At 61.4% G+C, this 24,225-nt stretch carries 28 protein-coding genes; 16 read left to right on the top strand and 12 right to left on the bottom strand.

Annotated elements, in window-relative coordinates:
* A complete protein-coding gene (locus BV911_RS01220) occupies window positions 1-699 on the bottom strand; it encodes a TVP38/TMEM64 family protein (RefSeq protein ID WP_240512097.1) in 699 nt (232 codons plus the stop codon).
* 334 nt (window positions 700-1,033) lie between these two features.
* Here BV911_RS01220 and rpmH point away from each other — a divergent pair, with 334 nt between their 5' ends.
* The 11 genes from rpmH to BV911_RS01165 all read left to right on the top strand — a co-directional run bounded on the left by rpmH (window position 1,034) and on the right by BV911_RS01165 (window position 12,801).
* A complete protein-coding gene (gene rpmH / locus BV911_RS01215; protein WP_086051751.1) occupies window positions 1,034-1,168 on the top strand; it encodes a 50S ribosomal protein L34 in 135 nt (44 codons plus the stop codon).
* 20 nt (window positions 1,169-1,188) lie between these two features.
* On the top strand, window positions 1,189-1,611 hold the full coding sequence (gene rnpA / locus BV911_RS01210) for a ribonuclease P protein component (RefSeq protein ID WP_086052012.1): 423 nt from the start codon (window positions 1,189-1,191) through the stop codon (window positions 1,609-1,611).
* Window positions 1,608-1,829, top strand: coding sequence for a membrane protein insertion efficiency factor YidD (gene yidD / locus BV911_RS01205; protein ID WP_086051750.1), 222 nt, complete (start codon window positions 1,608-1,610; stop codon window positions 1,827-1,829). Before rnpA ends, yidD begins: the two co-directional genes overlap by 4 nt.
* Before the next feature lie 305 nt (window positions 1,830-2,134).
* The gene (locus BV911_RS01200; RefSeq protein WP_086051749.1) at window positions 2,135-4,330 is read left to right on the top strand and encodes a DEAD/DEAH box helicase; all 2,196 of its coding nucleotides are present in this window, start codon (window positions 2,135-2,137) and stop codon (window positions 4,328-4,330) included.
* A 101-nt stretch (window positions 4,331-4,431) separates the two neighbouring features.
* On the top strand, window positions 4,432-5,994 hold the full coding sequence (locus tag BV911_RS01195; RefSeq protein WP_086051748.1) for an ABC transporter substrate-binding protein: 1,563 nt from the start codon (window positions 4,432-4,434) through the stop codon (window positions 5,992-5,994).
* Entirely contained in the window at window positions 5,991-6,533 is a 543-nt protein-coding gene (locus tag BV911_RS01190) for a DUF4329 domain-containing protein (RefSeq protein WP_086051747.1), read from the top strand. Before BV911_RS01195 ends, BV911_RS01190 begins: the two co-directional genes overlap by 4 nt.
* A gap of 138 nt (window positions 6,534-6,671) precedes the next feature.
* Window positions 6,672-7,169 (top strand): DUF2059 domain-containing protein, encoded by a 498-nt coding sequence (locus tag BV911_RS01185; RefSeq protein ID WP_168183949.1) that lies wholly within the window; start codon window positions 6,672-6,674, stop codon window positions 7,167-7,169.
* Between the two features lie 354 nt (window positions 7,170-7,523).
* Window positions 7,524-8,492, top strand: a complete 969-nt coding sequence (locus BV911_RS01180) for a TAXI family TRAP transporter solute-binding subunit (RefSeq protein ID WP_086051745.1) — start codon at window positions 7,524-7,526, stop codon at window positions 8,490-8,492.
* Between the two features lie 79 nt (window positions 8,493-8,571).
* The gene (locus BV911_RS01175; RefSeq protein WP_086051744.1) at window positions 8,572-11,178 is read left to right on the top strand and encodes a TRAP transporter permease; all 2,607 of its coding nucleotides are present in this window, start codon (window positions 8,572-8,574) and stop codon (window positions 11,176-11,178) included.
* Window positions 11,175-11,615: a universal stress protein gene (locus tag BV911_RS01170; protein WP_086051743.1), complete on the top strand. Its 441-nt coding sequence runs from the start codon at window positions 11,175-11,177 to the stop codon at window positions 11,613-11,615. The genes BV911_RS01175 and BV911_RS01170 overlap by 4 nt, the downstream gene beginning before the upstream one ends.
* 142 nt (window positions 11,616-11,757) lie before the next feature.
* Window positions 11,758-12,801 (top strand): AI-2E family transporter, encoded by a 1,044-nt coding sequence (locus BV911_RS01165; RefSeq protein WP_086051742.1) that lies wholly within the window; start codon window positions 11,758-11,760, stop codon window positions 12,799-12,801.
* Window positions 12,802-12,825: 24 nt separating this feature from the next.
* On the opposite strand, the gene BV911_RS01160 is transcribed toward BV911_RS01165, so the two are convergent.
* A complete protein-coding gene (locus BV911_RS01160; RefSeq protein ID WP_086051741.1) occupies window positions 12,826-13,635 on the bottom strand; it encodes a division plane positioning ATPase MipZ in 810 nt (269 codons plus the stop codon).
* 217 nt (window positions 13,636-13,852) lie between these two features.
* Between BV911_RS01160 and BV911_RS01155 the strand changes: the two genes are divergently transcribed.
* On the top strand, window positions 13,853-15,115 hold the full coding sequence (locus BV911_RS01155) for an Hsp70 family protein (RefSeq protein WP_086051740.1): 1,263 nt from the start codon (window positions 13,853-13,855) through the stop codon (window positions 15,113-15,115).
* 82 nt (window positions 15,116-15,197) lie between these two features.
* On the opposite strand, the gene rpmE is transcribed toward BV911_RS01155, so the two are convergent.
* The 8 genes from rpmE to ffh all read right to left on the bottom strand — a co-directional run bounded on the left by rpmE (window position 15,198) and on the right by ffh (window position 19,806).
* Entirely contained in the window at window positions 15,198-15,419 is a 222-nt protein-coding gene (gene rpmE / locus BV911_RS01150; protein WP_086051739.1) for a 50S ribosomal protein L31, read from the bottom strand.
* An 11-nt stretch (window positions 15,420-15,430) separates the two neighbouring features.
* Window positions 15,431-15,823, bottom strand: coding sequence for a 50S ribosomal protein L19 (rplS, locus tag BV911_RS01145; RefSeq protein WP_086051738.1), 393 nt, complete (start codon window positions 15,821-15,823; stop codon window positions 15,431-15,433).
* Window positions 15,824-15,871: 48 nt separating this feature from the next.
* Window positions 15,872-16,702, bottom strand: a complete 831-nt coding sequence (gene trmD / locus BV911_RS01140) for a tRNA (guanosine(37)-N1)-methyltransferase TrmD (RefSeq protein WP_086051737.1) — start codon at window positions 16,700-16,702, stop codon at window positions 15,872-15,874.
* Entirely contained in the window at window positions 16,699-17,238 is a 540-nt protein-coding gene (gene rimM / locus BV911_RS01135) for a ribosome maturation factor RimM (RefSeq protein ID WP_086051736.1), read from the bottom strand. The genes trmD and rimM overlap by 4 nt, the downstream gene beginning before the upstream one ends.
* Window positions 17,238-17,381, bottom strand: a complete 144-nt coding sequence (locus tag BV911_RS19505; RefSeq protein WP_168183948.1) for a hypothetical protein — start codon at window positions 17,379-17,381, stop codon at window positions 17,238-17,240. The genes rimM and BV911_RS19505 overlap by 1 nt, the downstream gene beginning before the upstream one ends.
* A 75-nt stretch (window positions 17,382-17,456) precedes the next feature.
* A complete protein-coding gene (gene rpsP, locus BV911_RS01130) occupies window positions 17,457-17,855 on the bottom strand; it encodes a 30S ribosomal protein S16 (protein WP_086051735.1) in 399 nt (132 codons plus the stop codon).
* Window positions 17,856-17,894: 39 nt separating this feature from the next.
* Complete coding sequence (locus tag BV911_RS01125; RefSeq protein ID WP_086051734.1) at window positions 17,895-18,191, bottom strand: chorismate mutase; 297 nt, start codon at window positions 18,189-18,191, stop codon at window positions 17,895-17,897.
* A gap of 97 nt (window positions 18,192-18,288) precedes the next feature.
* On the bottom strand, window positions 18,289-19,806 hold the full coding sequence (gene ffh, locus BV911_RS01120; RefSeq protein WP_086052011.1) for a signal recognition particle protein: 1,518 nt from the start codon (window positions 19,804-19,806) through the stop codon (window positions 18,289-18,291).
* A gap of 414 nt (window positions 19,807-20,220) precedes the next feature.
* Here ffh and BV911_RS01115 point away from each other — a divergent pair, with 414 nt between their 5' ends.
* The gene (locus BV911_RS01115; protein ID WP_086051733.1) at window positions 20,221-20,601 is read left to right on the top strand and encodes a winged helix-turn-helix domain-containing protein; all 381 of its coding nucleotides are present in this window, start codon (window positions 20,221-20,223) and stop codon (window positions 20,599-20,601) included.
* Between the two features lie 18 nt (window positions 20,602-20,619).
* On the opposite strand, the gene BV911_RS01110 is transcribed toward BV911_RS01115, so the two are convergent.
* Window positions 20,620-21,207: an FMN-dependent NADH-azoreductase gene (locus BV911_RS01110; protein ID WP_086051732.1), complete on the bottom strand. Its 588-nt coding sequence runs from the start codon at window positions 21,205-21,207 to the stop codon at window positions 20,620-20,622.
* 222 nt (window positions 21,208-21,429) lie between these two features.
* Here BV911_RS01110 and BV911_RS01105 point away from each other — a divergent pair, with 222 nt between their 5' ends.
* Entirely contained in the window at window positions 21,430-22,314 is an 885-nt protein-coding gene (locus BV911_RS01105) for a LysR family transcriptional regulator (protein ID WP_086051731.1), read from the top strand.
* Between the two features lie 7 nt (window positions 22,315-22,321).
* Here the strand turns inward: BV911_RS01105 and BV911_RS01100 are convergent, their stop codons facing one another.
* Window positions 22,322-22,684: a helix-turn-helix transcriptional regulator gene (locus BV911_RS01100; RefSeq protein WP_086052010.1), complete on the bottom strand. Its 363-nt coding sequence runs from the start codon at window positions 22,682-22,684 to the stop codon at window positions 22,322-22,324.
* A gap of 117 nt (window positions 22,685-22,801) precedes the next feature.
* Between BV911_RS01100 and BV911_RS01095 the strand changes: the two genes are divergently transcribed.
* A complete protein-coding gene (locus tag BV911_RS01095) occupies window positions 22,802-23,698 on the top strand; it encodes a DMT family transporter (protein WP_086051730.1) in 897 nt (298 codons plus the stop codon).
* Window positions 23,699-23,880: 182 nt separating this feature from the next.
* On the top strand, window positions 23,881-24,219 hold the full coding sequence (locus BV911_RS01090) for an AtpZ/AtpI family protein (RefSeq protein ID WP_086051729.1): 339 nt from the start codon (window positions 23,881-23,883) through the stop codon (window positions 24,217-24,219).
* Window positions 24,220-24,225: the final 6 nt, after the last annotated feature.

The raw sequence follows: 24,225 nt of genomic DNA, 5'->3' as shown, positions 1-24,225 counted from the left end.
TCACAAACCTTTCTTGCCGCGAAGGGCTTTAAGCAGGATGGGCAGCGCCGCAAGCGCGCAGAGCCCGAGAATTGGCAGCAGAATATGGGGTTCAAAGATCAGTCCCAGATCTGGGGTTTCGCCGCGGGCGAAGACCTCGCCCAATCCGGCCCCCACTGACGTATAGACCAGTGCCCCGGGGATGATCCCCAGAAAGGTGCTGATCGCGAACCGTGACAGCGGCACGCCGACAAGGGCGGGGACCAGATTGGCGACGAAGAAGGGTACGGCGGGGACAAGGCGGATCAGGAACAGCATTTCCCATTGGTTCTGGTCGATGCCGTCTTTGATCTTACGGGTCAGCCCTTCGGCGCTGTCCATTTTCGCGGCCAGTCGTTCGCCAAGACCCCAGCGTGCCGCCAGAAAGATTGCAATCGCGCCAAGGGTGGCACCGGTGATGTTGAACAGCACCCCGGGGAAGGTTGCGAACAGGAAGCCACCGGTCAGGGTGGCGATGGTTGCGCCGGGCAAGCTGAAGGCAACGATGATGACATAAGCGGCAATGAACAGGACCACCGCGAGGAGGTAATGCGCATCCCGATAGGCCAAAAGCTGTTCGCGGTTCTCGGCAAGAGTTTGAAAACTGAGGGTATCGCCAAGGCTGATCGCGCCGATCACTGCCGTCACGGCAATGGCGATCAGCGGTAATCGTCGAATCATTGATCGCTTTTGTGCGTCTGCACCGTCCATTCTATCGTCGCTTTCTATATTTGATGTCCGACCAACATGCGCCGTCGTGTCGGCTCAGCCCACCCCCCTCACAGCGGCTTGATCCCCTGTCGGGTAAGCGTGATCTGATGCGGCGTTTGTGACAGGTTCTGTAACATTGACGGCGAATTTGCTGGTAACTGCCGTCTTGTTTCGGCAATTTGTTGCATCGCCCCTGAGAGATGGTTGACTGAGCCCGGAAATCCGCTTAGGTCCGGGTTTCTGAAATTGGACCGGTGCCGAATCTGTTTGGGTTCGTGGGCCGCAGTTATATGGAGACGGAGCGATGAAACGCACCTTTCAGCCCAGCAATCTCGTTCGCGCCCGGCGGCACGGGTTTCGCGCACGTATGGCCACTAAAGCTGGCCGTAAAATCATCAATTCGCGTCGTGCCAAAGGCCGCGCAAAGCTGAGCGCATAAGCGCCGGACGCGTCAGGATGATGGACGTTCAAGATGCCGCCAAGCCCTGCGCTGGCGGCTCTTTTGCGTCGACCGCAGGATCGATGGTTGTGTTGCAGAAACGCCGGGATTTCCTGGCGGCGGCGCGCGCCAAGCGACACAGCATGCCCGGCTGCCTGATTCAGGCGCGCCGTCGGCATGAGGATGAGACGGGCGGTTCTGAACTGCGCGTCGGGTTCACCTGTTCCAAGAAGGTCGGGAATGCTGTCGCCCGCAACCGTGCCAAGCGCCGGTTGCGCGAATTGGCCCGTAGCGTCTTGATTGGCAAAGGAAAGCCGGGTTGGGATTACGTCCTGATCGGCCGCGCCGAAGTTACGGCGACACGCCCCTACGCCCAGATGCAGGCTGAACTTGCGCACGCGCTGGACCGGTTGCATCCGTCGGCCGCTTCGCCGCAGACATGACGCCATTGGCGCAGATCGCTGCCCTGCCGGTGCGCGGGTACCGGCTGCTGTTCTCGCCTTGGGTGGGGCATGGTTGCCGCTTCCATCCGACCTGTTCAGCTTATGCGCTTGAGGCGCTTGAGAAACATGGCGGCGTGCGCGGGACGTGGCTGACGCTGCGCCGGATCGTGCGCTGCAATCCGTTCGGCGGGTCGGGCATCGACAACGTCCCAGACTAGGGGCGGTGCGCCCGGGAAACCGGTCAATCGGCGGCGTGCCAACGGCCTGACGTGCCCCAGAAATCAGCGTCGGATTATTATCGGACAATCGTCGGACTTTTGTCGGACTTTGGCCCGATCAACCTCTGACCCCATGTGGGCGTGACTGAGCGCGCGGACGTGGGATGTGACGAAATTCTTAGTGTATCCTGATGCGACAATGATCGACACAGCCGGTTTCTGTCGGTATCACCCACCTTTCCGAATCGTTTAATGCCGTTGGCCCGCCTGTGATGTCTGGACCAGCCTGAACCCCCGAGGTCCCGATGATCCCTACTCTGTCCGAAGCGCTTGCCGCGAAAGGCTATACCACCCTAACTGCCGTTCAAGAGGCGGTCTCTGATCCCAGCCTCGGCAATACCGACCTGCTGGTGTCAGCGCAAACCGGGTCCGGCAAGACCGTAGGCTTTGGCCTTGCGATTGCTCCGACCCTGCTTGGGGAAGACGACCGGTTCGGCAAAGCGGCCACGCCGCTGGCATTGGTGATTGCGCCGACCCGCGAGTTGGCCTTGCAGGTGCAGCGCGAATTTCAGTGGCTCTATGGTCAGACGGGCGCGATCATCGCGTCTTGCGTTGGCGGCATGGATATGCGGACCGAGCGCCGTAATCTGGACCGGGGCGCGCATATCGTCGTGGGCACACCGGGCCGTTTGCGTGACCACCTGATGCGCAACTCGCTGGACATGACCGACATCCGCGCGGTGGTTCTGGATGAAGCCGACGAGATGTTGGATCTGGGCTTCCGCGAAGATCTGGAATTCATTCTGGGCACCGCGCCGGATGATCGCCGCACCTTGATGTTCTCGGCAACGGTGCCGTCAGCGATTGCGGCTCTGGCCAAGAATTACCAAAAACCCGATGCCAAGCGCATCAGCACCGTGAGCAGCGGCAGCCAGCACAGCGATATCGAGTATCAGGCCCTGAATGTCGGCAATAGCGATGTCGAGTCTGGCATCATCAACGTGCTGCGCTTTCACGAAGCCCCGACCGCGATGGTGTTCTGTAACACCCGCGCCATGGTCAGCCGGCTGACGGCGCGCTTTTCCAACCGCGGCTTTTCGGTCGTGGCCTTGTCGGGCGAACTGAGCCAGACCGAGCGTACCCATGCTTTGCAAGCCATGCGGGACGGACGGGCGCGGATTTGTGTGGCGACCGATGTGGCGGCGCGCGGGATCGACCTGCCGAACCTTGATCTGGTCATCCATGCCGATCTGCCCAGCAACTCGGACACGCTGTTGCACCGGTCGGGCCGGACCGGCCGGGCCGGGCGACAGGGCATCAGTACGCTGATCGTGCCGGGCAGTGCCCGCAAGAAGGCCGAGCGCCTGTTGAAATTTGCCAAGATCACCGCAGAATGGGGCGTGCCGCCCTCGGCTGACGACGTGCTGCGTCGCGACGAAGAGCGGCTGCTGTCCGATCCGGTCTGGTCGACCCCCGGCAACCCGGATGATGCGGAATTCGTCGCGAACCTGTTGGCCGAGCATGGCCCCGAGGCGATCGCGAATGCCTATCTGGCACTGTATCGCGCCGGGCGCTCGGCGCCTGAGGATCTGGCCACACCGCAAGCGCCGCGTCCCCGCGAAGCGTTTGGTCCCAGCGGATGGGTGTCCCTGTCAGTGGGCCGGGCGGAACGGGCCGAGCCGCGCTGGTTGCTGCCAATGCTGTGCCGGATGGGCAATATCGACAAGACCCAGATCGGCGCGATCCGCGTGCAAGAGACCGAAACTTTCGTTGAACTGGGTCTGCCCGGTCTCGACAGCCTGATGACGGCCATTGCCCCCGGCATGGCGTTGGAAGATGGCATTGCGGTGCGTCGTTTGGACGGCACCCCGGATATCCAGCCGCACTCGTCGCACAAGCCCGGCGGCGCACCGCGCCCGCCGCGCCGTCCTGAGCGGGCACCATCGGCCCCGTCTGCACCGCGCTCGGCCCCTGAAACATCCTATGACCCGCTAGCCGGGGCAGGGGGCGTCGTTCCGCCTGAGGCCCCCGCACCGCGCAAGCCGCGCCATGTCGCTAGTGCGGCAGCCGATGTGGATGCACCACGGTCGAAGCCTGCCTATGCTAAAACCAGTGGCCCGAAGCCGCCCTATAAGGGAAAATCTGCCGATGGCGATAAGCCGCGCGGCAAGGCCCCCTATAAGCCCCGCTCCACCGAGGGCGATGATCGCCCGCGGTCAAAGGCGCCTTACAAGCCACGGGGCGAGGGCGCACCGCAAGGCCGCTTTGGCGGTGATGACAGCCGTCCCCGCAGCAAACCCGCTTCGGCAGGCGCGGCCAGTACGCCCTATCGCGAAGGCGCCTCGGACCCGTCAAAGCCAATGCGCAAGCCACGTGCTGGCGCTGCTGGCAAGCCCGCTGGCAAGCCGGGCGGCTTTTCCAAGGCCGGTGCCAAGCCGGGCGGACCCCGCAAGCCTGCTGGTCCGCGTAAACCCGGTGGGGACGGCTCGCCGCGCCGCTAAGACGACGACCGATAAAAAAGCCACGGGTCGGACGTTTATGTCCGACCCGGTTGCGTGTCCTGCGCCGTGCCGCGATCATGGCCGCAAGACGGGAGCAAGCGATGACGGCTGGACCAATTTGGGCGGTGGCCCTGATGATCGCGGTGTCGGGATCCCCGGCGGCGGCAGAGATCCTACGCTGGGCCAGCGCCTTAGAAAGCGCAAGCTTGGATCCGCACGCCCAAACTGAAGCCGCCCCCGCCACCCTGATCCGCCAGATTTACGAGCCACTGGTGTTGCGCAACCCGGAAGGGGCGCTTGAACCGGCGCTGGCGACCGATTGGCAGGTTTCGGCCAGCGACCCCACGGTCTGGGTGTTCAATCTGCGCCAAGGGGTGACGTTTCACGACGGCGCCAAGTTTGACAGCGCCGATGTGGTCTATTCGATCGGCCGAGCCCGGTCAGAGGGCAGCGGCCTGCGTACATCGGCGGCCGACATCCGGGCGGTGCGCGCGCCGGGGCCTTTTACCGTCGAGATCGTCACGACAGCTCCGACGCCGAACTTGCCAGACCTGTTGACCGGCCTTGAGATTATGGACAAGGGCTGGACCGAGGCCAACCGCGCCGGGCCCGTTGCGGCGGACGGCTATGCGGCGAGCCACACCAACGGCACCGGCCCCTATCGTTTGGTGGCACGTGAGGCTGGGGTCCGCACCGATCTGACCGTACACGAAGCCTATTGGGGTCATGTATTGTTCGCGATGGACGTGACCGGCATCGTCCACACGCCGTTGCCCGAAGCCGCGCTGCTGCCGGCGTTGCGGGACGGGCTGGTGGATGTGGTGCAGGATGTGCCCGCGCGCAGCCTGACCAAAGCCGATCACGATGCAGGGCTGTCCATGCAAACGGCACCGCAGAACCGGGTGATCTTTTTCGGGCTCAACGTTGGCGCCAAGGATCTGGTCAGCGATGATCTGACGACGGGCAATCCGCTGTCGGATCCGCGGGTGCGGCGGGCGATGTCGATGACGATCAACCGCGATGTGATCCAGCAGGTGGTGATGGGCGGGCAGTCGCGCCCGGCGGGGATGCTGATCGCACCATCGGTCACAGGTTGGTCCGCTGACCTGAACCGCCCGCCTGAAACGGATGTCCTGTCGGCCAAAGCGTTGATGGCTGAGGCCGGTTATGACGATGGGTTCACGCTGCGCTTGGACTGCCCTGAGGGGCGCTATGCTGGGGACGCAGCAATCTGCGAGGCCGTGGCCCGAATGATGGCGCAAATCGACATTATCGTCACCCCTGAGATCACCTCAAGCGCGGTGCATTTCGGCAAAATCCTTGCGGGTGAGACTGATTTCTATCTGCTGGGTTTGGGCGTTTCGACGTTGGATTCAGCTCCGGTGCTGGATGCGCTGTATCACAGCCGCAAGGCTGGCCACGGCGTCTGGAACGCGACCGGGTTCGCAGACCCGGCCTTTGACCAGAAGATTGATGCCTTGGCTGCGGTCACCGATCCCGGGGAACGGGCGGCCCAGATTGCCGACCTGTGGGTGGCGGCACAGGACCTGACCCTGTATTTGCCGCTGCACCAACAAGTGACCTCTTGGGGCGTTGGGCCGGGCGTTGAAATGACCGTCGATCCCGCAGACACGCCGCTATTCAAATATGTGACATTGCAATGAGCCGGGGTGCCAGAAGGATCGGATGGCTGATCGCGGGGCTTTGGGCGTTGCTGGTCGGCGGCGGCGCTCAGGCGCAGACGGCTGCGGAAGTGGCGGCGGCCTCGTCCTATCTGTCGCGATTGCAGGCGGTGTCGTTTGCCTCCAATCACGAATATTGCGGCGTGCTTGGCTATCGCTTTGACGGGGTGATCGTGGCCATCCGCGCCAGTGAGGGGACGCGGTTCAGTTGCACATCGGGTTATGCCCCCAAAGAAGTGCGGGTGTTTGCCAGCTATCACACCCATGGTGCCTATGATGTTGGCTATGACGGCGAGGTGCCGTCGGTGGCGGATGTGCTAGACGACATGGATATGGGCGTTGACGGTTATATCGCCACGCCGGGTGGCCGACTGTGGTTTGTCGACGGCGAGACCGGAAATTCCCGGCAGATTTGTGGCCGGGGTTGCCTGCCGGTGGACCCGCATTTCCAGCCGGAAACCTATGGACCGGTTCTGCCAAGCTATACGTTGGCGACGTTGCGGCGGCGCGAGGGCGGCTAGCCCCGGGTCCAGATGCCGGAATTGTGCGCCCATTTGGGGGTTTCCATTCCGGCGGCTCTGGGGGAAGCTTTGTGGCCAAGCGCCGGATGGTGCATGGACCGCGACGCGATATTTTCCATCCCTTTGAGGAAGCCTGAGATGATAGTCAGACAGTTTTTGCCACGCCTTTGCCTTGCCACGGTGCTTATGGCAGGTCCCGGCCTTGGCGTTGCCTTCGCCCAAGGCGAGGACATGGCGGCGCTGCGGGCGGCGGCGGAGTCGTATATTTCCAGCCCCGGACAACAGGCGATGATCGACCGGCTGCTGTCGCCGGAAACGGTGGTCGAACAGGTTCGGTCCTCTAGCCCTGATCTGCCGCCGGAACTGGTGGTTGAGATTGGCACGATTGCCTCAGAAGAACTGGTAACCGTGCGCGAGCCACTGGAAGACGCCATGGTCGAGGCCGCCGCCGAAACCTTTACCTTGGACGAATTGCAGGCGCTGGATGCGTTCTATCGCACGCCAGAGGGATTGGGCGTTCTTGACAAGATGCAGCCCTTCATGGCGGCGGCAATGTCGCTGGTTGGACCCGAATTGCAGGCGGCGCAGCAGCGGATCATGCAGCGCGGCATGGCGGCAATGGGCGCGGAAAACTAAACCCCGCTTGCCGGATTTTGCTGTCGCAGACCTGACCCATCTCCCATCCTCTCGCGCAACGCGCCGGGGGGTGGGTCGTTCGGAAATGCGCAACAGTTTGGCATTTCAAGATGCATTGGTGGCAAAATAAGCAGTTATGACCGGGTAACCATACGTAAATCTTTCCCCTGAAATGCAAGGGATGGTCCGATATTGTTTCAATATATCAAACGCTTGCGGTATTTTCCGCAGTGGATTACGCAGCCGTTGCATTCTTTCATGTCCCGGGCCATGCTTCCGGGATCGACAATTAGAATGTCCTTTCGTGCGAAACATCGCCGAAAGGAACTCTAGGTATTTTGGGGAGTTACGCGAATGAAGGCTTCGTTGTCCTTTGGCGCAATGATGGTAGTCGCGGGCGCTTTGGGTGCGCCTGCGTCCTATGCGCAAGAGTTTTTCACAATTGGGACCGGCGGTGTGACCGGGGTGTATTATCCGACCGGTGGCGCGATTTGCCGTCTGGTCAATAAAGGCCGTAAAGAACACGGATTGCGCTGCTCGGTCGAAAGCACCGGCGGTTCGGTCTATAACATCAACACCATCCGCGCGGGCGAGCTGGAATTCGGCGTTGCGCAGTCGGACGTGCAGTTCAACGCGTATAACGGCACCGGTTCCTTCGCGGATGCCGGGCCATTCCCGGAACTGCGCGCAGTTTTCTCGGTCCATCCTGAGCCGTTCACCGTGGTGGCGCGCGCCGATTCCGGCGTGACGAACTTTGACGATCTCAAAGGCAAGCGGGTCAATATCGGCAATCCCGGTTCGGGCCAGCGGGACACCATTGAGGTGTTGTTGGAAGCCAAAGGGATGAGCACCAGCGACTTCTCTCTCGCGACCGAGTTGAAGGCAGCTGAGCAGTCGGCGGCGCTGTGTGATAATCAGATCGATGCGATGGTTTACACCGTTGGTCACCCGTCCGGGTCGATCGAAGAAGCCAGCACAGCCTGCGATTCCGTACTTGTCACCGTTGACGGACCGGAAGTTGAAGCGCTGATCGAAGAATTCCCGTATTACCGGAAGGCGATCATCCCCGGTGGCATGTATCGGGGCAGCGATGAAGATGTGGTGACCTTCGGGGTTGGCGCGACCTTCGTTTCTTCGACCGCCGTTGACGACGAGACCGTGTACCAGCTGGTCAAAGCGGTGTTCGACAACTTCGACGATTTCAAGACCCTGCACCCGGCCTTCGCCAACCTGCAGGAAGAGGAAATGATTTCCGCTGGTTTGTCCGCGCCGCTGCATCCCGGTGCTGAGAAATATTACAAAGAACGCGGCTGGATCGAGTAACATCCACCCGTAACCTACGTTTCAGGGCGCCCGATTGGGCGCCCTGAGGCCACCCAGATCCGCTGCGAAGGAGCGTGCGATGCAGGATAGCGCCAAGGGACAACTGTCAGAGGCCGAACTACAAGACCTTGTCGCGTCGTCCGATTCCGGCGCCCGCACCCCAGCTGGGCCAATCGGCCTGTTTATGGCTTTGGTGGCCGTGGCATGGTCGGTGTTTCAGGTGGTTTTGGCATCGCCGGTATCCAATTACATCCTGCCCGGATCTTTGATCAATAACTCCCGCCAGGTTCATCTGGCCTTCGCGATGTTCCTTGCCTTTCTCGCCTATCCCGCTTTGAAATCCAGCCCGCGCGACCGCATTCCCTATCAGGATTGGGCGTTCGCGGTGATTGGCGCATTTCTGGCGATGTACGGCTATTTCTTCTATAACAAGATCGTTGCCAGCGGCGGACTTGCCGACAATACGGACAAATGGTTCGCCTTGGCCGGTCTGGTGCTGCTGTTTGAAGCGGCGCGTCGGACCCTTGGCCCCGCCATGGCCATCATCGCGTCGATCTTTTTGCTGTACGTGTTCTTCGGATCGTCCCCGGTCGTGCCGGAAGTGATCCGCTGGAAAGGGGCCTCGCTGCAAAAAGCGATGAGCCATATGTGGATCACCTCGGAGGGCGTGTTCGGGATCGCCCTTGGGGTATCGACCAAATTCGTCTTCCTGTTCGTGCTGTTCGGCGCTTTGCTGGATAAGGCGGGGGCCGGGAACTATTTCATCAAGATGGCCTTTGGCGCCTTGGGGCACCTGCGCGGTGGTCCGGCCAAGGCGGCTGTGGTCGGCTCGGCCGCGACGGGCCTGATCTCGGGCTCGTCCATTGCCAATGTGGTGACCACGGGCACATTTACCATTCCGCTGATGAAGCGGGTCGGGTTCACGCGCGAACAAGCCGGCGCGGTCGAGGTGGCCAGTTCGGTCAACGGCCAGATCATGCCGCCGGTGATGGGGGCTGCGGCCTTCCTTATGGTGGAATATGTCGGCGTCTCTTATGTCGAGGTGATCAAGGCCGCCTTCCTGCCTGCCACCATTTCCTACATCGCGCTGGTCTATATCGTCCATCTGGAGGCGGTAAAGCGCAACATGCCGACGCTCGGCAACCGGGCGACATCCATGGCCAAGACCATTGGCGGGATGATGGCCTTTTTCGTCGGTTTCGCGGTGCTGTGCTATGGGGTGCAATTCCCGGTGCGGTGGATTTCGTCAATGGTGCCTGAGGGCGCGGGCTGGATTTTGGCGCTGCTGGTGATGCTGGCCTATGTGGCGCTGCTGTATCTGGCATCGCGCGGGCCGGATCTGATGCCGGATGATCCCAACGCGGAACAGATCGAATTGCCGGTGGTGGCCGAGATCTACAAATCCGGGTTGTACTATTTGCTGCCGATCATCGTGCTGGTCTATTTCCTGATGATCGAACAGAAATCGCCCGGCCTGTCGGCGTTCTGGGCCGCGTCGCTTTTGTTTGTGATGCTGCTGACCCAAAAGCCGTTGAAAGCGATCTTCCGGGGCGAATCTGAGATTGCTAACGAATTCGTGCTTGGGGTCGTGGATCTACTTCAGGGCATGATCGACGGCGCGCGCAACATGATTGGCATCGGACTGGCCACGGCCACGGCGGGCGTGATCGTCGGAACCGTCACTTTGACCGGCGTCGGACAGGTGATGGCCGATCTGGTGGAGTTCCTGTCGGGCGGCAACCTAATTGCCATGCTCGTGCTGGTTGGGATCTTGTCGTTGATCCTTGGAATGGGACTGCCGACCACGGCGAATTACATCGTCGTCAGTTCGCTGATGGCCGGGGTGATCGTGACCTTGGGCGCACAGTCCGGGCTGATCGTGCCGCTGATCGCCGTCCACCTGTTCGTGTTCTATTTCGGGATCATGGCGGATGTGACACCGCCAGTTGGCCTTGCCAGTTTCGCGGCGGCGGCGGTGTCGGGGGGCGATGCGATCAAGACCGGCTTCGTTGCTTTCTTCTATTCGCTTCGGACCATCATGTTGCCGTTCATGTTCATTTTCAACACCGATCTGTTGTTGATCGATGTGGGCTGGGCGCAGGGCACTTTGGTCTTTGTCGTCGCCGCAATCGGAATCCTGGTCTTCACCGCTGGGACCATGGGCTACTTCCTGACCCGCAATACCATCATCGAAAGTGTGTTGTTGGTGGCGATCGCGTTCTGCCTGTTCCGACCGGATTTCATCATGAACCGGATTACGCCGCCGTATCACATGGTGCCGCCGGCGCAGATGGAGACTGCGATCGGCGAGGCCACGGCAGGCAGCGAGATGCGGATCGTGGTCAGCGGCCCGGACTTCATGTCCGGCACCGAAAAGTCGACCACGCTGGTTCTGCCGGTCGCGGGCGACGGAACGGGCCCGGAGCGGTTGGATGACCTTGGCCTGATCGTGCTGGCTGAGGACGGTCTGACCAAGCTTGACGAGCCCATGTTCGGCACGCCTTACGCAGATGTCATGAGTGGCTTTGACTTCTATGGTGATGATCCGGTGGTGGTGACCGAGGTCAAAGCCCCGGCGGCGCAATTGCCCAAGGATCTGGTCTTTATTCCGGCGCTGCTGTTGTTGATGGGGATTGTTTGGCTTCAACGGGGACGCGCCGCCCGGCAAGAGGAGGCACTGGCATGAGCGGGATCATTATCTGCGCTTTGGATCTGGATCGTACAGATCACGAAAAGCCGGTGCTGCGACGGGCGCTGCAACTGGCGCAGCTGGATGGGGCGCGGCTGGACGTGATGACGGTCTTGCCCGATTTCGGCAGCAGTATGGTTGGCGGCTATTTCCCCGCCAATTTCCGTGAGAACGCACAAGCCAAGGCGCGGGCGCAACTGTCCAAAATGGTGACAGAGACGCTGGGCGAAGAGGTCGACCATGAGGTGCGCCATGTGGTGGCCACGGGCCGGGTCTATGACGAGGTGATCAAGGCGGCCAAGGCGGACACGGCGTCGCTGATTGTCATGGGATCGCATCGCCCGAACCTCGGTGATTACGTCATTGGCCCCAACGCCGCGCATGTGGTGCGTCATGCCCCCTGTTCGGTTCTGGTGGTACGCGACACCGACTGAACGCGGTACGGAAGTGGCCCTTACCCCGACGTGCGTGGCTGCATAGGCTGGACGCATACGGGCGGTTGTGATTTTGTCCTCTGGGATCGTTGGGGCGCACGGATTGAGCGAAGACCCTGATGCCGCCGGAGACCGATCGCCCATGCCACTGCGTAACCTGTTCTACCTGACTGCCTTCGTTGCTTTGGTGATCTGGTGCATGGTGAACGGGCGAACGGTGATCCTGCCGATCGTGATCGCCATCATGCTGAGTTATGTGCTGGTCGGGGCGACCAAGGCCATGCGGCGCTGGTCGCTGCTTAAGCATTGCCCGTTCTGGCTGGTCTATTTGTTGGTGGTGCTGATTTTTGGCGCGGCCTTGACCATGATTGGCCTGATCGCGGTGACCAATTTGCGCAACATTGCCCTGTCCGGCGTCGATTATCAGGGCAATATTCTGCGGTTAATGGCTAGCGTCGGCGATGCGTTGGGATTGGTGGATCAGCCGTCGTGGGAAACCATGCGCATGATGGTGCAGGATCGGCTTGATCTGGCGACCCTGTCGCTGAACTTGTTCGGAACGGTGGTCAGCGCGGGCGGCTATATCGTGCTGGTCGGGACCTATGTGGTCTTCATGGTGGCCGAGCGGGAAACCCTGTCCAACAAGATCGATCTGGTGCTGGTGGACGGCGGTGAGCGTGATACCGCGCGGGAAATCTTTGACCAAATCAACGAACAGGTGGTGACCTATCTGTTCACCAAGACGTTGATTAACGCGGTGCTGGCGGTGTTGTCCTATGGGGCGATGTGGCTGCTCGGGATCGAGAATGCTGTATTCTGGGCGTTCCTGATCGGTCTGTTCAATTACATCCCCTATGTCGGGTCGCTGATGGGGGTCGCCGTGGTGGTTGGCTATGACATGCTGCTGACCGGCGATTGGGCCGAGGTGATCTCGACGCTGGTTCTGCTGACCATTGCGCAGGTCTATGTCGGCAACTGGCTGGAACCGCGCGTGATGAGCCGGTCTTTCAACATGAGCCCGGTGGTCGTGCTGTGCACGCTGTTGATTTGGACCAGTATCTGGGGATTGATCGGGGCCATCATTGCGGTGCCGATGACCGCGATCCTGCTGATCGTGTTGTCAGCGTTCGACGCGACCCGTCCCGTGGCGATCTTGGCCTCTCGGGATGGCCGGCTTCTGGATTAGTCCGATGATCGCCGGACGCAGGCTTTAGAAGTCGGCTTTGACGCCGGGCAGTTTCAACGCGTTGATCAGATCGCGGACTTCTTGCCGGGCTGCGATATTGGACAAGTTCAGACTTCCGACCCCGATGTCGCGCAGATCCAACAGCGTCAGGCCACGGGGAAAGAGCTCGCGGAAGATCACCCGTTCCGCAAAGCCCGGCGCGACCCGAAATCCGATCCGTTTTGACAGATCGTTCAGCGCGTCACCGACCTTTTTCTTGTTGTGCATCTGCTGGCGGCCCATCCGGTTGCGGATCACCACCCAGTCCATCGCCTTAAGACCGGCCCGGGCCCGCAGCTGGCGGGCATTCCAGACCATTTCGGAATAGACCGATGGTCCGGTGATTTTGCCGGTGGCGGGATCGTGCCGCGCCAACAGATCGAAGTCGATGAAACTGTCGTTGAGCGGCGTCACCAACGTATCGGCCAAGGAATGGGCGACCTGACTGAGCCGGGTATGGGAGCCGGGGCAATCGATCAGCAGGAAATCGACCTTATCTTCCATCTGACTGACCGCCGCGTCGAGGCGCATGTCATAGATGTTCTGCCCCTCGGTCAGGCTGGCCGGATCGACCTCGGGCAGGGGTAGGTAATGGACCCGGGGCAGGTCATGGCCTTCAAGGGCGCAGAATGCTTCGCGGTTTTCCACATAGCGCCCGAAACTGGTTTGACGCAGGTCCAGATCCAGCCCGCCAACCCGATGGCCCATTCGCGCCAAAGCAGTCGCAATATGCATGGACGTGGTGGATTTCCCCGACCCGCCTTTTTCGTTTCCGACGACGACGATATAGGCCACGGGCGCTCCTGTCTTGCCCGGGGTCCGGGATATGCTCTGGCTGTTCCCTACCTATATGTTGTGGAAATAGGGTTGGGAAGACACATCGGACATATCGTGCCGGATGGTGCGCCCAAGCGGCATGTTCGGCAGTGGTTGAGGCCGGGTGTCCGGTGCTTTAGAAGGCGGCTCTTGTTGAAGCCCTGCCGTCTATCCCTGCCCAGAAAGACCCATCCCCATGACCCTGCCGCAGTCTCAATCGACCCTTGGCATCGATTTCGGAACCTCGAATTCTGCGGTCGGTCTGACCGTGAATGGCAAGGCGCATCTGATCGATGTAGAGCCGGGCGGCCAGACCTTGCCGACCTCGGTATTCTTCGATCCGTCGCTGCGCCGGGCGCTCTATGGCTCGCCCGCCAATGCCGCCTTGATAGAAGGGCGGGAAGGGCGGTTCATGCGGTCGCTCAAACGGGTGCTGGGCACGCCATTGATGCACGAGTCCCGTCATATCCAAGGCGAGCGTCTGACCTTCGTCGATATCATTGGCCGGTTTCTGGCCACGTTGAAAGCGCGGGCCGAGGCGGCGTGTTTCCAGAGTTTCGACAGCGTCGTGTCGGGGCGTCCGGTTCATTTTCACACCAACGACCCCGAGCGGGACGCGCAAGCGCTGGCTGATCTGACGGCCTGTTATGAATATGCGGGTTTCCGCGATATCCGGTTTTTGGCCGAACCAGAGGCGGCGGCACGGGCCTATGGTGCGCTGGACACTGACACGTTGGCCTTGATTGTTGATATCGGCGGCGGCACCTCGGATTTTTCGGTGTTCCGCGGCGGCGCTTCGGGGACTGAGATTCTGGCCAGCCACGGGGTGCGCATCGGCGGCACCAATTTCGACAAAAGCTTAAGCGTTGATCATGTGATGCCGTTGTTTGGACGCGGATCGGACCTGCGCAAGGAAATGGGGCCGGGGGTGCTGCGGGCCCCGGGCCATCTGTTTCAGGATCTGGCAAGCTGGGAGAAAATCCCCTTTCTCTATTCCGGTGAATTGCAGCGCGATGTGGCCCGGATGGAAAAACTGGCCGTGAACCCGGAAAAGTTCGCGCGGCTGGGCACGGTCCTAGAGCATCATCTGGGCCATGATGTCGCCTTCGCGGTCGAAAAGGGCAAGATCGCGGCGAACACGCCCGAGCGCGATGCAGCGATCATTGATCTGAAGGTTGTTCAGCCGCGTCTGGCGGTGCCGCTGACCAAGACCGATCTGGCGCAATCTTTGGCCGAGGACGTGGCGCGCATTCGGACTTGTGCCCGCGAAACATTGAATTTGGCCGGGATCGCACCGTCGGCCATCGACCGGGTCATCTTTGTCGGCGGCTCCAGCCTGATGGCGGTGGTCAGCGATGCGATCCGGGATGAATTCCCTGCGGCGCGGCTGGAATATTCCGACGCATTGACCGCCGTTGTCACGGGGCTGGCCTTGGCCGCCGGGGACGTGCCGGGCTAAGCTCCGGGCAAGGTCTTCCAGAACGCAAAAGGCCCGGGGCGTAATGCCACCGGGCCTTTCGATCTTAAAGAACGTCGTAAGCTTAGAAGCCCAGACCTTCGTACTTTTTCTTGAACTTCGACACACGGCCGCCGGTGTCCATCAGGCGAGTGTTGCCGCCGGTCCAGGCAGGGTGCACCGAAGGATCGATGTCAAGCACCAGAGTTGCGCCTTCCTTGCCATAGGTCGAGCGCGTCTCGTAAGTGGAGCCGTCGGTCATCTTTACGGTGATCGAGTGGTAATCGGGATGGGTATCGGTTTTCATCTCGGGCGTCCTTATGCGTCGGACCCGGCCTGCGCGGCCAAGGGCTTGTAGTTGGTCTTTTCGACGATACGGGCCGACTTGCCGCGACGATCCCGCAGGAAGTACAGCTTGGCGCGACGCACTTTACCGCGACGGACGACGGTGATGCTGTCGATGTTGGTCGAGTGCAGGGGGAACACACGTTCCACGCCTTCACCGAAAGAAATTTTGCGGACCGTGAACGATCCGGCAATGCCCGCGCCATTCTTGCGCGAAATGCAAACGCCTTCGTAGTTCTGGACCCGGGTGCGGGTGCCTTCGGTCACTTTATAACCGACGCGGATGGTATCACCCGCTCTGAAGTCAGGAACCGTGGTTCCCAGCTGAGCGATTTGCTCGGCTTCCAGTTGCGCGATCAGATTCATCGCTATCATCCTTACTGTGGCGCGGTTGTCCGCGACGTTGATGCGCCCCTAGAGCTCTTGGTCTCCGTCCGGGTCCCTACCATGCGCTGCACAGTAAGCCCGCCAGAGGTCAGGGCGACGTTCCTTTGTTAGCCTTTCGGCTTGGTCCTGCCTCCAGCTGGCAATTTTCGCGTGGTGACCCGACAGGAGAATGTCAGGGACCGTGCGGCCATCCCAAAGAGCAGGTTTCGTGTATTGCGGATGTTCAAGCAGACCAGCAGAAAAAGATTCTTCTTCTACCGAAGCCTGATTCCCCAAGACTTGCGGTATAAGGCGGACCGTGGCGTCGATCAAGGCCTGAGCTGCGATCTCGCCGCCGGTCATGACGAAATCGCCAAGCGAGACTTCGATGACACCGTAGGAATCCAGAACTCGTTGGTCAAACCCCTCAAAACGCCCACAAATCAGGGTCATTCCTTGGGCGCGGCTGAGGCCTTGCGCCATGGCTTGGGTGAAGGGGATGCCGCGCGGGCTGAGGGCGATGATCGGCCAGAGCCCGCGATCCGCCGGGGTGCCGATTGCCGCATGGGTCAGGGCATTGGACAGCACGTCCGGGCGCAGCACCATGCCCGCACCGCCGCCCGCAGGGGTGTCGTCGACATTGCGGTGCCGGCCTTCGCCAAATTGGCGCAGATCGATGGTGTCCAGTTGCCACAGCCCTTCCTGCAAGGCCTTTCCGGTCAGGGACGCGCCTAAAACTCCGGGAAATTCCTCTGGAAACAGAGTGATGACTTTTGCGGCCCATGCCCCGGCCAGTTCAGGCCGGTCGGTCATGAGGGCGCGTGGTTTTGGGCTGGCATAGATTGCCTTGCGGCCGTGGGACTTCGGCGGCAGGGTCATGTCGCGGTCCCGGACGGTCCCGCCCGGTCCGGCACTGCGCCCTCCGGGGGATCCACAACCATCCGGCCTGCGGTCAGGTCTACCGTCGGCACCACCGCTTGGGTGAAGGGCAACAAAAGACCGTCTTTCAGGCCCTTGCCTTGAACCTCGATCAAGTCCGAGGCTCCGTGGTTCAGCACTGCGCTGACCCGGCCAAGGATGTGGCCGCCGGTATCGACGACCTCTAGTCCGATCAGATCGGTATGATAGAATTCGTCATCCGGCAGGCCGGGCAGTCGGTCGCGCGGGGCGAACAGGCGCAGGCCTTTCAGGGCATCTGCCGCTTCTTTTGTGGCGATGCCGGACAGGCGCGCGGCCAAGCCATCCTTGATCTGACCGGTGATTTGCACCGTGAAACTGCGGCTGCCGTCTTCGGTGGTCAGTGGGGCGTAATCGCCGATGGCGAGGGGATCGGCGCAAAAGCTTTTTAGGCGAACCTCGCCCCGGACGCCAAACGACCCGGCGATCGCGCCGACACAGATCAAAGGTGAAGTCATTAGGGTGCGCCTGTGCAGAAGTGGCGCGGGTCGACCGATCCGCCTGCGGCATGGCAGGCGTCGGAATAGATCGCGCGTTCGTATTTCGCTCCGGCCCACAGGCCGGTCGTGAACAAGACCAGATAAATCACCAGCCGGATCATGCGGCCTCCTGCCTAGATCGGCATTTCGTTGCCCGCGCCGACCGGATCAGACCGGTCGGCGCGAAGCGACGGTGATTATTCGGCGGCGGCGTCTTCAGCCGGAGCTGGAGCAGCAGCAGCAGCAGCTTCAGCGGCTTCCGCAGCTTTGGCGGCATTTTTCGCAGCGCGTTCAGTGGCTTTCTTGCCGGGGACGCCCTTTTTCAGGTTGGCGCGTTCGACTTTCGGCAGAACACCGGCAGCTTCCAGAAGGCGGCTGACGCGGTCGGTCGGCTTGGCACCTTTGGACATCCAGTACTGGACGCGCTCGATGTCCATCTTGACGCGGTCTTCGCTGTCTTTCGGCAGGAGCGGGTTATACATGCCCAGCTTTTCGATGTAGCGGCCGTCGCGCGGCATCCGGCTGTCGGAGGCGACAACACGGTAGAACGGGCGCTTGTTGGAACCGCCACGGGCGAGACGAATTTTCATGGCCATTTGGTTTTCTCCTTTGAATGGCGTGCTAGGGGAATTCCCCTATGATTTCTGCTTGTTATGGTGCTGAATGACTTCCCGGATGATAAAATTTAGGAAGTCTTTGGCGAAGGCAGGGTCGAGATTGGCATCAAGTGCCAGCTGTTCCAGACGCGCGATTTGCTGCGCCTCTCGGGCTGGATCAGAGGGGGGCAGGTCGTGTTCCGCCTTAAGCTGGCCCACGGACTGCGTGTGTTTGAACCGCTCGCCCAGCGTGTAGACCAAGATAGCATCCAGCCGGTCGATGCTGTCGCGATGATCCTTGAGAAGCGATGCGGCGCGGGTGACGGCGTCGGTCATGGCAGCCTCCGAACGGGCAAAACCGCGTGTCGGAAATCTGTCGGACTTTCGTCGGACTTTTGTCGGACCGCGCGGGGCATATGCAGTGAGGATAGGGTCATTTCTTTTTGCCAAATCCCGACAGGCCCGGGGGCAAAGCCGCGCCGCCGCCGAGGCCGGGAAAACCGCCCGGTAGCGCGGCGGGAGCCGCCCCGGCACCAGCACCGGCCGCACCCATCTGCTGTTGGGCCGCCGCGATCTCGGCTTGGCTGGGCATGCCGCCTTTGCCGCCGAGCAAGCCGCCGAGCTGACGCATCATGCCTTTTTTGCCCATCTTGCCCATCTTCTTCATCATGTCCGCCATCTGGCGGTGCATTTTGAGAAGTCGGTTCAATTCGGACACGTCGAGACCGGCACCCTTGGCGATCCGCTTTTTGCGGCTGGCCTGAAGCAGAGCAGGGTTGGCACGCTCTTTCTTGGTCATGGATTGGATCAGGGCGATCTGGCGGCGCAGGACTTTGTCGTCCAAACCCGATTCGGCCATCTGCTTTTGCATCTTGCCCATGCCCGGAAGCATGCCCATGACGCCTTCCATGCCGCCCATCTTCATCATCTGCTCAAGCTGGTTGCGCAGATCGTTCATGTTGAATTGGCCCTTTTGGAACCGCTTCATCATGCGTTCGGCCTGTTCGGCCTCGATGGTTTCTTGGGCTTTCTCAACAAGGCTGACGATATCGCCCATGCCAAGGATCCGGCCCGCAACGCGTTCGGGGTGGAATTCTTCGATCGCGTCCAGTTTTTCGCCAAGGCCGACGAACTTGATCGGCTTGCCGGTGACGGCGCGCATGGATAGGGCGGCACCGCCGCGCCCGTCGCCATCCATCCGGGTCAGTACAACGCCGGTCACGCCGACCTTGCCGTCGAATTCGGTGGCGACGTTGACGGCGTCCTGACCGGTCAAGCCATCGACCACCAGCAGGGTTTCCCGCGGGCTGGTGATGTCACGAACGGCCTGAACCTCGTCCATCAGCACGTCGTCGATGTGCAGACGGCCGGCGGTGTCGAGCATGTAGACGTCATAGCCGCCCAAGCTGGCTTGGGTTTTGGCGCGTTTGGCGATCTCGGTGGCGGACTGACCCTTGACGATGGGCAGGGTATCGACGCCGATCTGCACGCCCAGAATCGCAAGCTGTTCCTGCGCGGCGGGCCGGTTGGTATCGAGCGAGGCCATCAGGACGCGCTTGCCACTTTTGTCAAACAGGCGCTTGGCCAGCTTGGCGGTGGTGGTGGTCTTGCCCGAGCCTTGCAAGCCCACCATCAGGATCGCGGATGGCGGGTTGTCGATCTTCAGCTCGCCTGCCGTGGCGGCGTCACCGGCCAGAAAGTGCACCAGTTCGTCATGGACGATCTTAATGACCTGCTGGCCCGGGGTCACCGATTTGGTGACCGATTGGCCCGTGGCCTTGTCTTGAACGGCTTTGACAAAATCGCGGGCGACGGGCAGCGACACATCGGCCTCTAGCAGGGCGGTGCGGACTTCGCGCAGGGCGGTCTTGACGTCATCCTCGGACAGCGCGCCTTGCTTGGTCAGGCGGTCAAAGACGCCACCAAGGCGTTCGCTCAGGGTCTCGAACATGCCACTCGCTCCTTTCGCCATCGAATGCGGGGCCCAAGGACGCCGCAGAAATACATCGGTGCGAGGGCCGAAACCGCCGCAGAAAACCAGAATTGCACCGGTGGGCGCAACGCGCTGACCGGTGTCGATCCCTGCCATGCAGGGACCGGAAGCCATAGATACTTCCGGGATTTGACTGGCTGGTACTGCGAAATGCCGCCCGGTGTCAAGCGCAGGCCGCCGCCGAGGTCCAACCAGACCGCATAAGCGGATTGCAGCGCATTTATGAAGAACGGGTAACAGTGGGATCGGAACTGCGCTAGAGGGCGGTCTTGTTTTACGAACGATCCGTGGATGGGGTAACGAAATGAGACGTTTAAGGGTGACGACTGACGACGGTCGCGTCGCAATAATGCAGCGCCAAGGAGGCCTGCGATGACGGTCGCACCCCGCCAACGGCGGTCAGGGCCGAAGACCCCGCGCCGGGTCCGTCCGTATTTGCGCCTGAACGTGGCGCGGCGCAGCGTCGGTCTGGGCGATGTCGAGGTCGTGCTGACCGGAAGCGAGTTTTTCCTGATCAAGATGATTGCTGACAGCCGGGGCGCGGTGGTGACCAAAGACATGCTGCTAGAGGCACTGTATGTCGGGCAAACCCCGCCAGCGGCCAAGATCATCGATGTCTTTATCTGCAAAGTGCGGACCAAGTTCCGGGCCGCAGGACTGGATGAACGCTGCATCACGACGATCTGGGGCGAGGGCTATGCCTTGGGGCAGAACCCAACGCATAGCCAAATGCAGGAGCGCGGCGCCGCCTGACCGCGCTGAGGCGGCCGGTTATGCGGCCAGTGCGTTGATGCTGTGATCGGCGCGGGCCAAGCTGCCCGCGCGGTCGACATTCATCTGGTCGGCGGCGACGATCTGAATATCGGTGATCCCGACAAAGCCCAGCACGTGGCGCAGATAGCTGGTCGCGAAATCCATCTCGGAGCCGACCACTGTGCCGCCTGCGGCAACTACTAGAATGGCGCGTTTGCCGGACAACAGCCCTTGGGGGCCGGTTTCGGTGTATTTGAAGGTGACGCCAGCGCGGGCGATCAGGTCAATCCAAGATTTCAACGGGGTCGGTACGCTGAAGTTATAGATGGGCAAGCCGATGACGAGGGTGTCGGCGGCGCGGACTTCGGCCACCAAGGCGTCGGACTGGGCCAGCCGTTCACGCTGGGCATCGCTGCGGGCATCTGCCGGGGTGAAATTTGCGCCGACCCAGTCTTCGGTGATGATCGGCAGGCCAGTGGCCAGATCGCGATAGGTCACGGTGGCGCCCGTGGTCACAGACAGGCGATCGGTCACCCGTTTGCTGAGGTCGCGTGAGACAGAGTTACTGGCGCGGGCGGAGCTGTCGATGTGCAAGATATGGGTCATGAGGCGGTTGGTCTCCTTGGTGGCGGGGTTGCGGATGGATATAACGCCTCTGCGAGAATGTGCTATTCGATGCCTGTGCTGCATATGCTGTGCGTATTTGAACAGTGGTGCGCCGTGTGGTCATTGCCGAACGACTTTTGCGGGTCAACGCTTGCCGCCCGCGTAAATTGTTGCATTGTCAAACCCGGGGCCGGGTGGGCCGGATGAACTTGGAGTAGACCGATCGATAACTGGGATGAAATCCGGACCGCGTTTCATGTGGCCAAGCAGGGCACGGTGTCGGGCGCGGCGGAAATGTTGGGTGTGCACCATGCGACGGTGATCCGGCACATTGATGCGCTGGAAGGGCGGTTGGGCACGAAGTTGTTCCAGCGCCATGCCCGCGGCTATACGGCGACCGAGGCGGGCAAGGATCTGCTGCGGGTGGCGCAGGCCACCGACGAGCAATTCGCCCAGCTTGGCGCGCGGTTGCGCGGCACCGGCGATGCGGTGGCGGGTGAACTGGTGGTCACTGCAATTCCGGGGCTGGCGCTGGTGCTGGCACCGGTGTTGGCCGAGTTTCAGATGGACCATCCCGATGTGCGGGTGCGGCTTATGACCGATGTGCGGGTGTTCCGGCTGGAATATGGCGAGGCGCATGTGGCGTTGCGCGTCGGGATGAGCGCCCCGGACGAGCCTGACAATGTGGTGCAATCGCTGGCGCCGTTGCGTTCGGCGCTGTACGCCTCGCAGGATTATATCGACCGGACGGGATTTCCCGAGACCGATGAAGATTTACTGAGCCGCAGTTTCGTTGGAAGCCTTGGGGTATCGTCGCGCGCACCGTTTCATGTCTGGATGGACAGCGTGGTGCCACCTGAACAGATCCTGTTTTCCGCCAGCGATTTCGAATCGACCAAATATGCGGTTCTGGCCGGGATCGGCCTGGGGTTTATTTCGACTTGGGAGGCGGCAAAACTGCCGCAACTGGTGCAGGTGCGGCCCCCGCGTCCGGACTGGACAGTCAATATCTGGCTGGTCACCCATGTGGATCTGCACCGGACGCCGAAGGTTCAGGCCATCGTCAACCGAATCAAGGCGAAGGCCGTCGACTGGCCCGACAGCTGAGCGGCGCTTAGCCGGGTGCGGCGTCCGCGGGGGGCGGCGCATCGGGCAGGGGGGCAAGTTCGGTTTCCAAAAACCGCTCAAACGCATCCAGATCGACCGGTTCGAACTGACCAAAGCCCTGCATCCAGACCGAGGCCCCGCGCAGGGCGTGGGGTTCCAGCTTGCACCACGTGACACGGCCCCGCTTGTCTTGCGTGATCAGCCCGGCCCGGGTCAGCACGATCAGGTGCTTGGAAATCGCGGCGAGGGACATCTCGAATGGCTCCGCCACGTCGGTGACGGCCATGTCATCTTCAAGAAGCATGGTTAAGATGCGCCGCCGGGTGGCGTCGGACAGGGCGGCAAACACGATATCGAGGCTGGGATCCATGACCGCGCAACCTACGCTGGTTGCCGGGAAAGGCAACTGCGCCTGAACAGGGGTGCCCAGCGGGCCGGGATCGGCGTATGCCACGGCCACGACACCTGCGCGCGAAGGGCGGACAGCATGTTACTGCGGTATTGGATCATCATCTGGGGGCTTGGGCTGGCTTGGGGCTCGTCCTTCTATTTCAACGCGATCCTGCTGCGCGAGATCGGGCCGCTGTCGGTGTCCATGGGTCGGGTCGGGGTTGGCGCGCTGGGGTGTTGGCTGTGGGTGCTGGTCAGTGGCCGGTCGATGCGGGTGCAACTGCCGGTTTTGGCGTCGCTGTTTGTCTTTGGACTGTTTCAATACGCGCTGCCTTTGGCGATCTATCCGTTCGCGCAACAGGCCATCACCAGCAGTGCCGCCGGGATCATCAATGCCATGACGCCGATTATGGTGGTGATCGTGTCGCATTTCTGGCCGGGCGGAGAGCGGGCGACGGCGCAAAAGACAGTTGGTGTTGCGGTGGGCTTCGCCGGGATCGTGTTGCTGATGCTGCCCTCGGCGCGCGGGATCGGGGATTGGGCGCTGTGGGCCCTGTGTTTGGCGATGCTGGCGCCGCTGTGTTACGGCATTGGGCTGAATTACATCCGGCGCTTTGCCGGAATGGACCGCGCGGTGATGACGGCGTGGTCACTGATCTTGGCGACGCTGTTCATTGCGCCGCTGGCGCTGTGGCGCGAAGGTGTCCCGGTAATCACCCAGACTGAGACATGGATTGCACTGGCGGTGATCGGCTTTGTTCTGACCTCGATGGCCTTTCTGGTGATGTTCTGGTTGCTGCCGCGAGTGGGGGGCACCACCGCTTCGACCCTGACCTTCATTGCGCCACTGTCGGCGGTTCTGTTGGGGGTGTTGCTGCTGAACGAACATCTGACGGTCTATCATCTGATCGGAATGCTGGCCATTTTCGCTGGGCTGTTGCTGATCGATGGGCGGCTTTGGCGGCGGGTCCGGCGACGGACACCGAAGGCCTAAGGGCAGGGCGGATGGCATGCTCAACTTTGCGGTTGAATATCATTGCTGCGATTTTGGGGGTGCGACGCTTCGGCATGCTCCTTTGGACGCCTTTAAAATCAATGGGTTGTTAGGGTGACAGGCTGCGTTGACTCGGCGTGTCTGCCAGCCTAGTGTCCGCTCGAACCTCAAAGGGGGCTTCAATGGCGCAGCATCCAGATGACGAGCAGCTTCGGCAGCTTCATGATCGGATCGCGGCTGCCAAGTCGGCGGCATCACCGCCGTCGAAGGCCCATCAAGAGGAGCATTACTCCAAGGCCAATATTGGCTGGCGAATGGTGACGGAATTGGTTGCCGGTCTTGGGATCGGATTTGGAATTGGCTACGGGTTGGACGTGCTTCTTGGCACGATTCCGATCTTTCTGGTGATCTTCACCCTGCTGGGCTTTGCCGCCGGTGTGAAGACAATGATGCGCACCGCCAAAGAGGTGCAGACCACAGGCCGGGCACATGCCCCGGATACGGATGATGAGGCGCCCTGAGGGGCG

Source organism: Pseudoruegeria sp. SK021 (assembly GCF_002119405.1).
Classification (GTDB): domain Bacteria; phylum Pseudomonadota; class Alphaproteobacteria; order Rhodobacterales; family Rhodobacteraceae; genus Meridianimarinicoccus.
The sequence above is the reverse complement of the archived record's forward strand: the minus strand, read 5'-3'. Positions and strand labels throughout refer to the sequence as shown.

Bases quoted from the DNA above. Each gene is read 5' to 3' on its own strand.
- BV911_RS01095 (WP_086051730.1), top strand. From the start codon at position 22,802: ATGTTACTGCGGTATTGGATCATCATCTGGGGGCTTGGGCTGGCTTGG.
- BV911_RS01175 (WP_086051744.1), top strand. From the start codon at position 8,572: ATGCAGGATAGCGCCAAGGGACAACTGTCAGAGGCCGAACTACAAGAC.
- BV911_RS01110 (WP_086051732.1), bottom strand. From the start codon at position 21,207: ATGACCCATATCTTGCACATCGACAGCTCCGCCCGCGCCAGTAACTCT.
- rpmE (WP_086051739.1), bottom strand. From the start codon at position 15,419: ATGAAAACCGATACCCATCCCGATTACCACTCGATCACCGTAAAGATG.
- BV911_RS01195 (WP_086051748.1), top strand. From the start codon at position 4,432: ATGACGGCTGGACCAATTTGGGCGGTGGCCCTGATGATCGCGGTGTCG.
- BV911_RS01115 (WP_086051733.1), top strand. From the start codon at position 20,221: ATGACGGTCGCACCCCGCCAACGGCGGTCAGGGCCGAAGACCCCGCGC.
- rimM (WP_086051736.1), bottom strand. From the start codon at position 17,238: ATGACTTCACCTTTGATCTGTGTCGGCGCGATCGCCGGGTCGTTTGGC.
- BV911_RS01180 (WP_086051745.1), top strand. From the start codon at position 7,524: ATGAAGGCTTCGTTGTCCTTTGGCGCAATGATGGTAGTCGCGGGCGCT.
- rpmH (WP_086051751.1), top strand. From the start codon at position 1,034: ATGAAACGCACCTTTCAGCCCAGCAATCTCGTTCGCGCCCGGCGGCAC.
- BV911_RS01200 (WP_086051749.1), top strand. From the start codon at position 2,135: ATGATCCCTACTCTGTCCGAAGCGCTTGCCGCGAAAGGCTATACCACC.
- BV911_RS01220 (WP_240512097.1), bottom strand. From the start codon at position 699: ATGATTCGACGATTACCGCTGATCGCCATTGCCGTGACGGCAGTGATC.
- yidD (WP_086051750.1), top strand. From the start codon at position 1,608: ATGACGCCATTGGCGCAGATCGCTGCCCTGCCGGTGCGCGGGTACCGG.
- BV911_RS01170 (WP_086051743.1), top strand. From the start codon at position 11,175: ATGAGCGGGATCATTATCTGCGCTTTGGATCTGGATCGTACAGATCAC.
- rnpA (WP_086052012.1), top strand. From the start codon at position 1,189: ATGGACGTTCAAGATGCCGCCAAGCCCTGCGCTGGCGGCTCTTTTGCG.
- ffh (WP_086052011.1), bottom strand. From the start codon at position 19,806: ATGTTCGAGACCCTGAGCGAACGCCTTGGTGGCGTCTTTGACCGCCTG.
- BV911_RS01190 (WP_086051747.1), top strand. From the start codon at position 5,991: ATGAGCCGGGGTGCCAGAAGGATCGGATGGCTGATCGCGGGGCTTTGG.
- rpsP (WP_086051735.1), bottom strand. From the start codon at position 17,855: ATGGCCATGAAAATTCGTCTCGCCCGTGGCGGTTCCAACAAGCGCCCG.
- BV911_RS01185 (WP_168183949.1), top strand. From the start codon at position 6,672: ATGATAGTCAGACAGTTTTTGCCACGCCTTTGCCTTGCCACGGTGCTT.
- BV911_RS01100 (WP_086052010.1), bottom strand. From the start codon at position 22,684: ATGGATCCCAGCCTCGATATCGTGTTTGCCGCCCTGTCCGACGCCACC.
- rplS (WP_086051738.1), bottom strand. From the start codon at position 15,823: ATGAATCTGATCGCGCAACTGGAAGCCGAGCAAATCGCTCAGCTGGGA.
- BV911_RS19505 (WP_168183948.1), bottom strand. From the start codon at position 17,381: ATGATCCGGCTGGTGATTTATCTGGTCTTGTTCACGACCGGCCTGTGG.
- BV911_RS01165 (WP_086051742.1), top strand. From the start codon at position 11,758: ATGCCACTGCGTAACCTGTTCTACCTGACTGCCTTCGTTGCTTTGGTG.
- BV911_RS01155 (WP_086051740.1), top strand. From the start codon at position 13,853: ATGACCCTGCCGCAGTCTCAATCGACCCTTGGCATCGATTTCGGAACC.
- trmD (WP_086051737.1), bottom strand. From the start codon at position 16,702: ATGACCCTGCCGCCGAAGTCCCACGGCCGCAAGGCAATCTATGCCAGC.
- BV911_RS01090 (WP_086051729.1), top strand. From the start codon at position 23,881: ATGGCGCAGCATCCAGATGACGAGCAGCTTCGGCAGCTTCATGATCGG.
- BV911_RS01125 (WP_086051734.1), bottom strand. From the start codon at position 18,191: ATGACCGACGCCGTCACCCGCGCCGCATCGCTTCTCAAGGATCATCGC.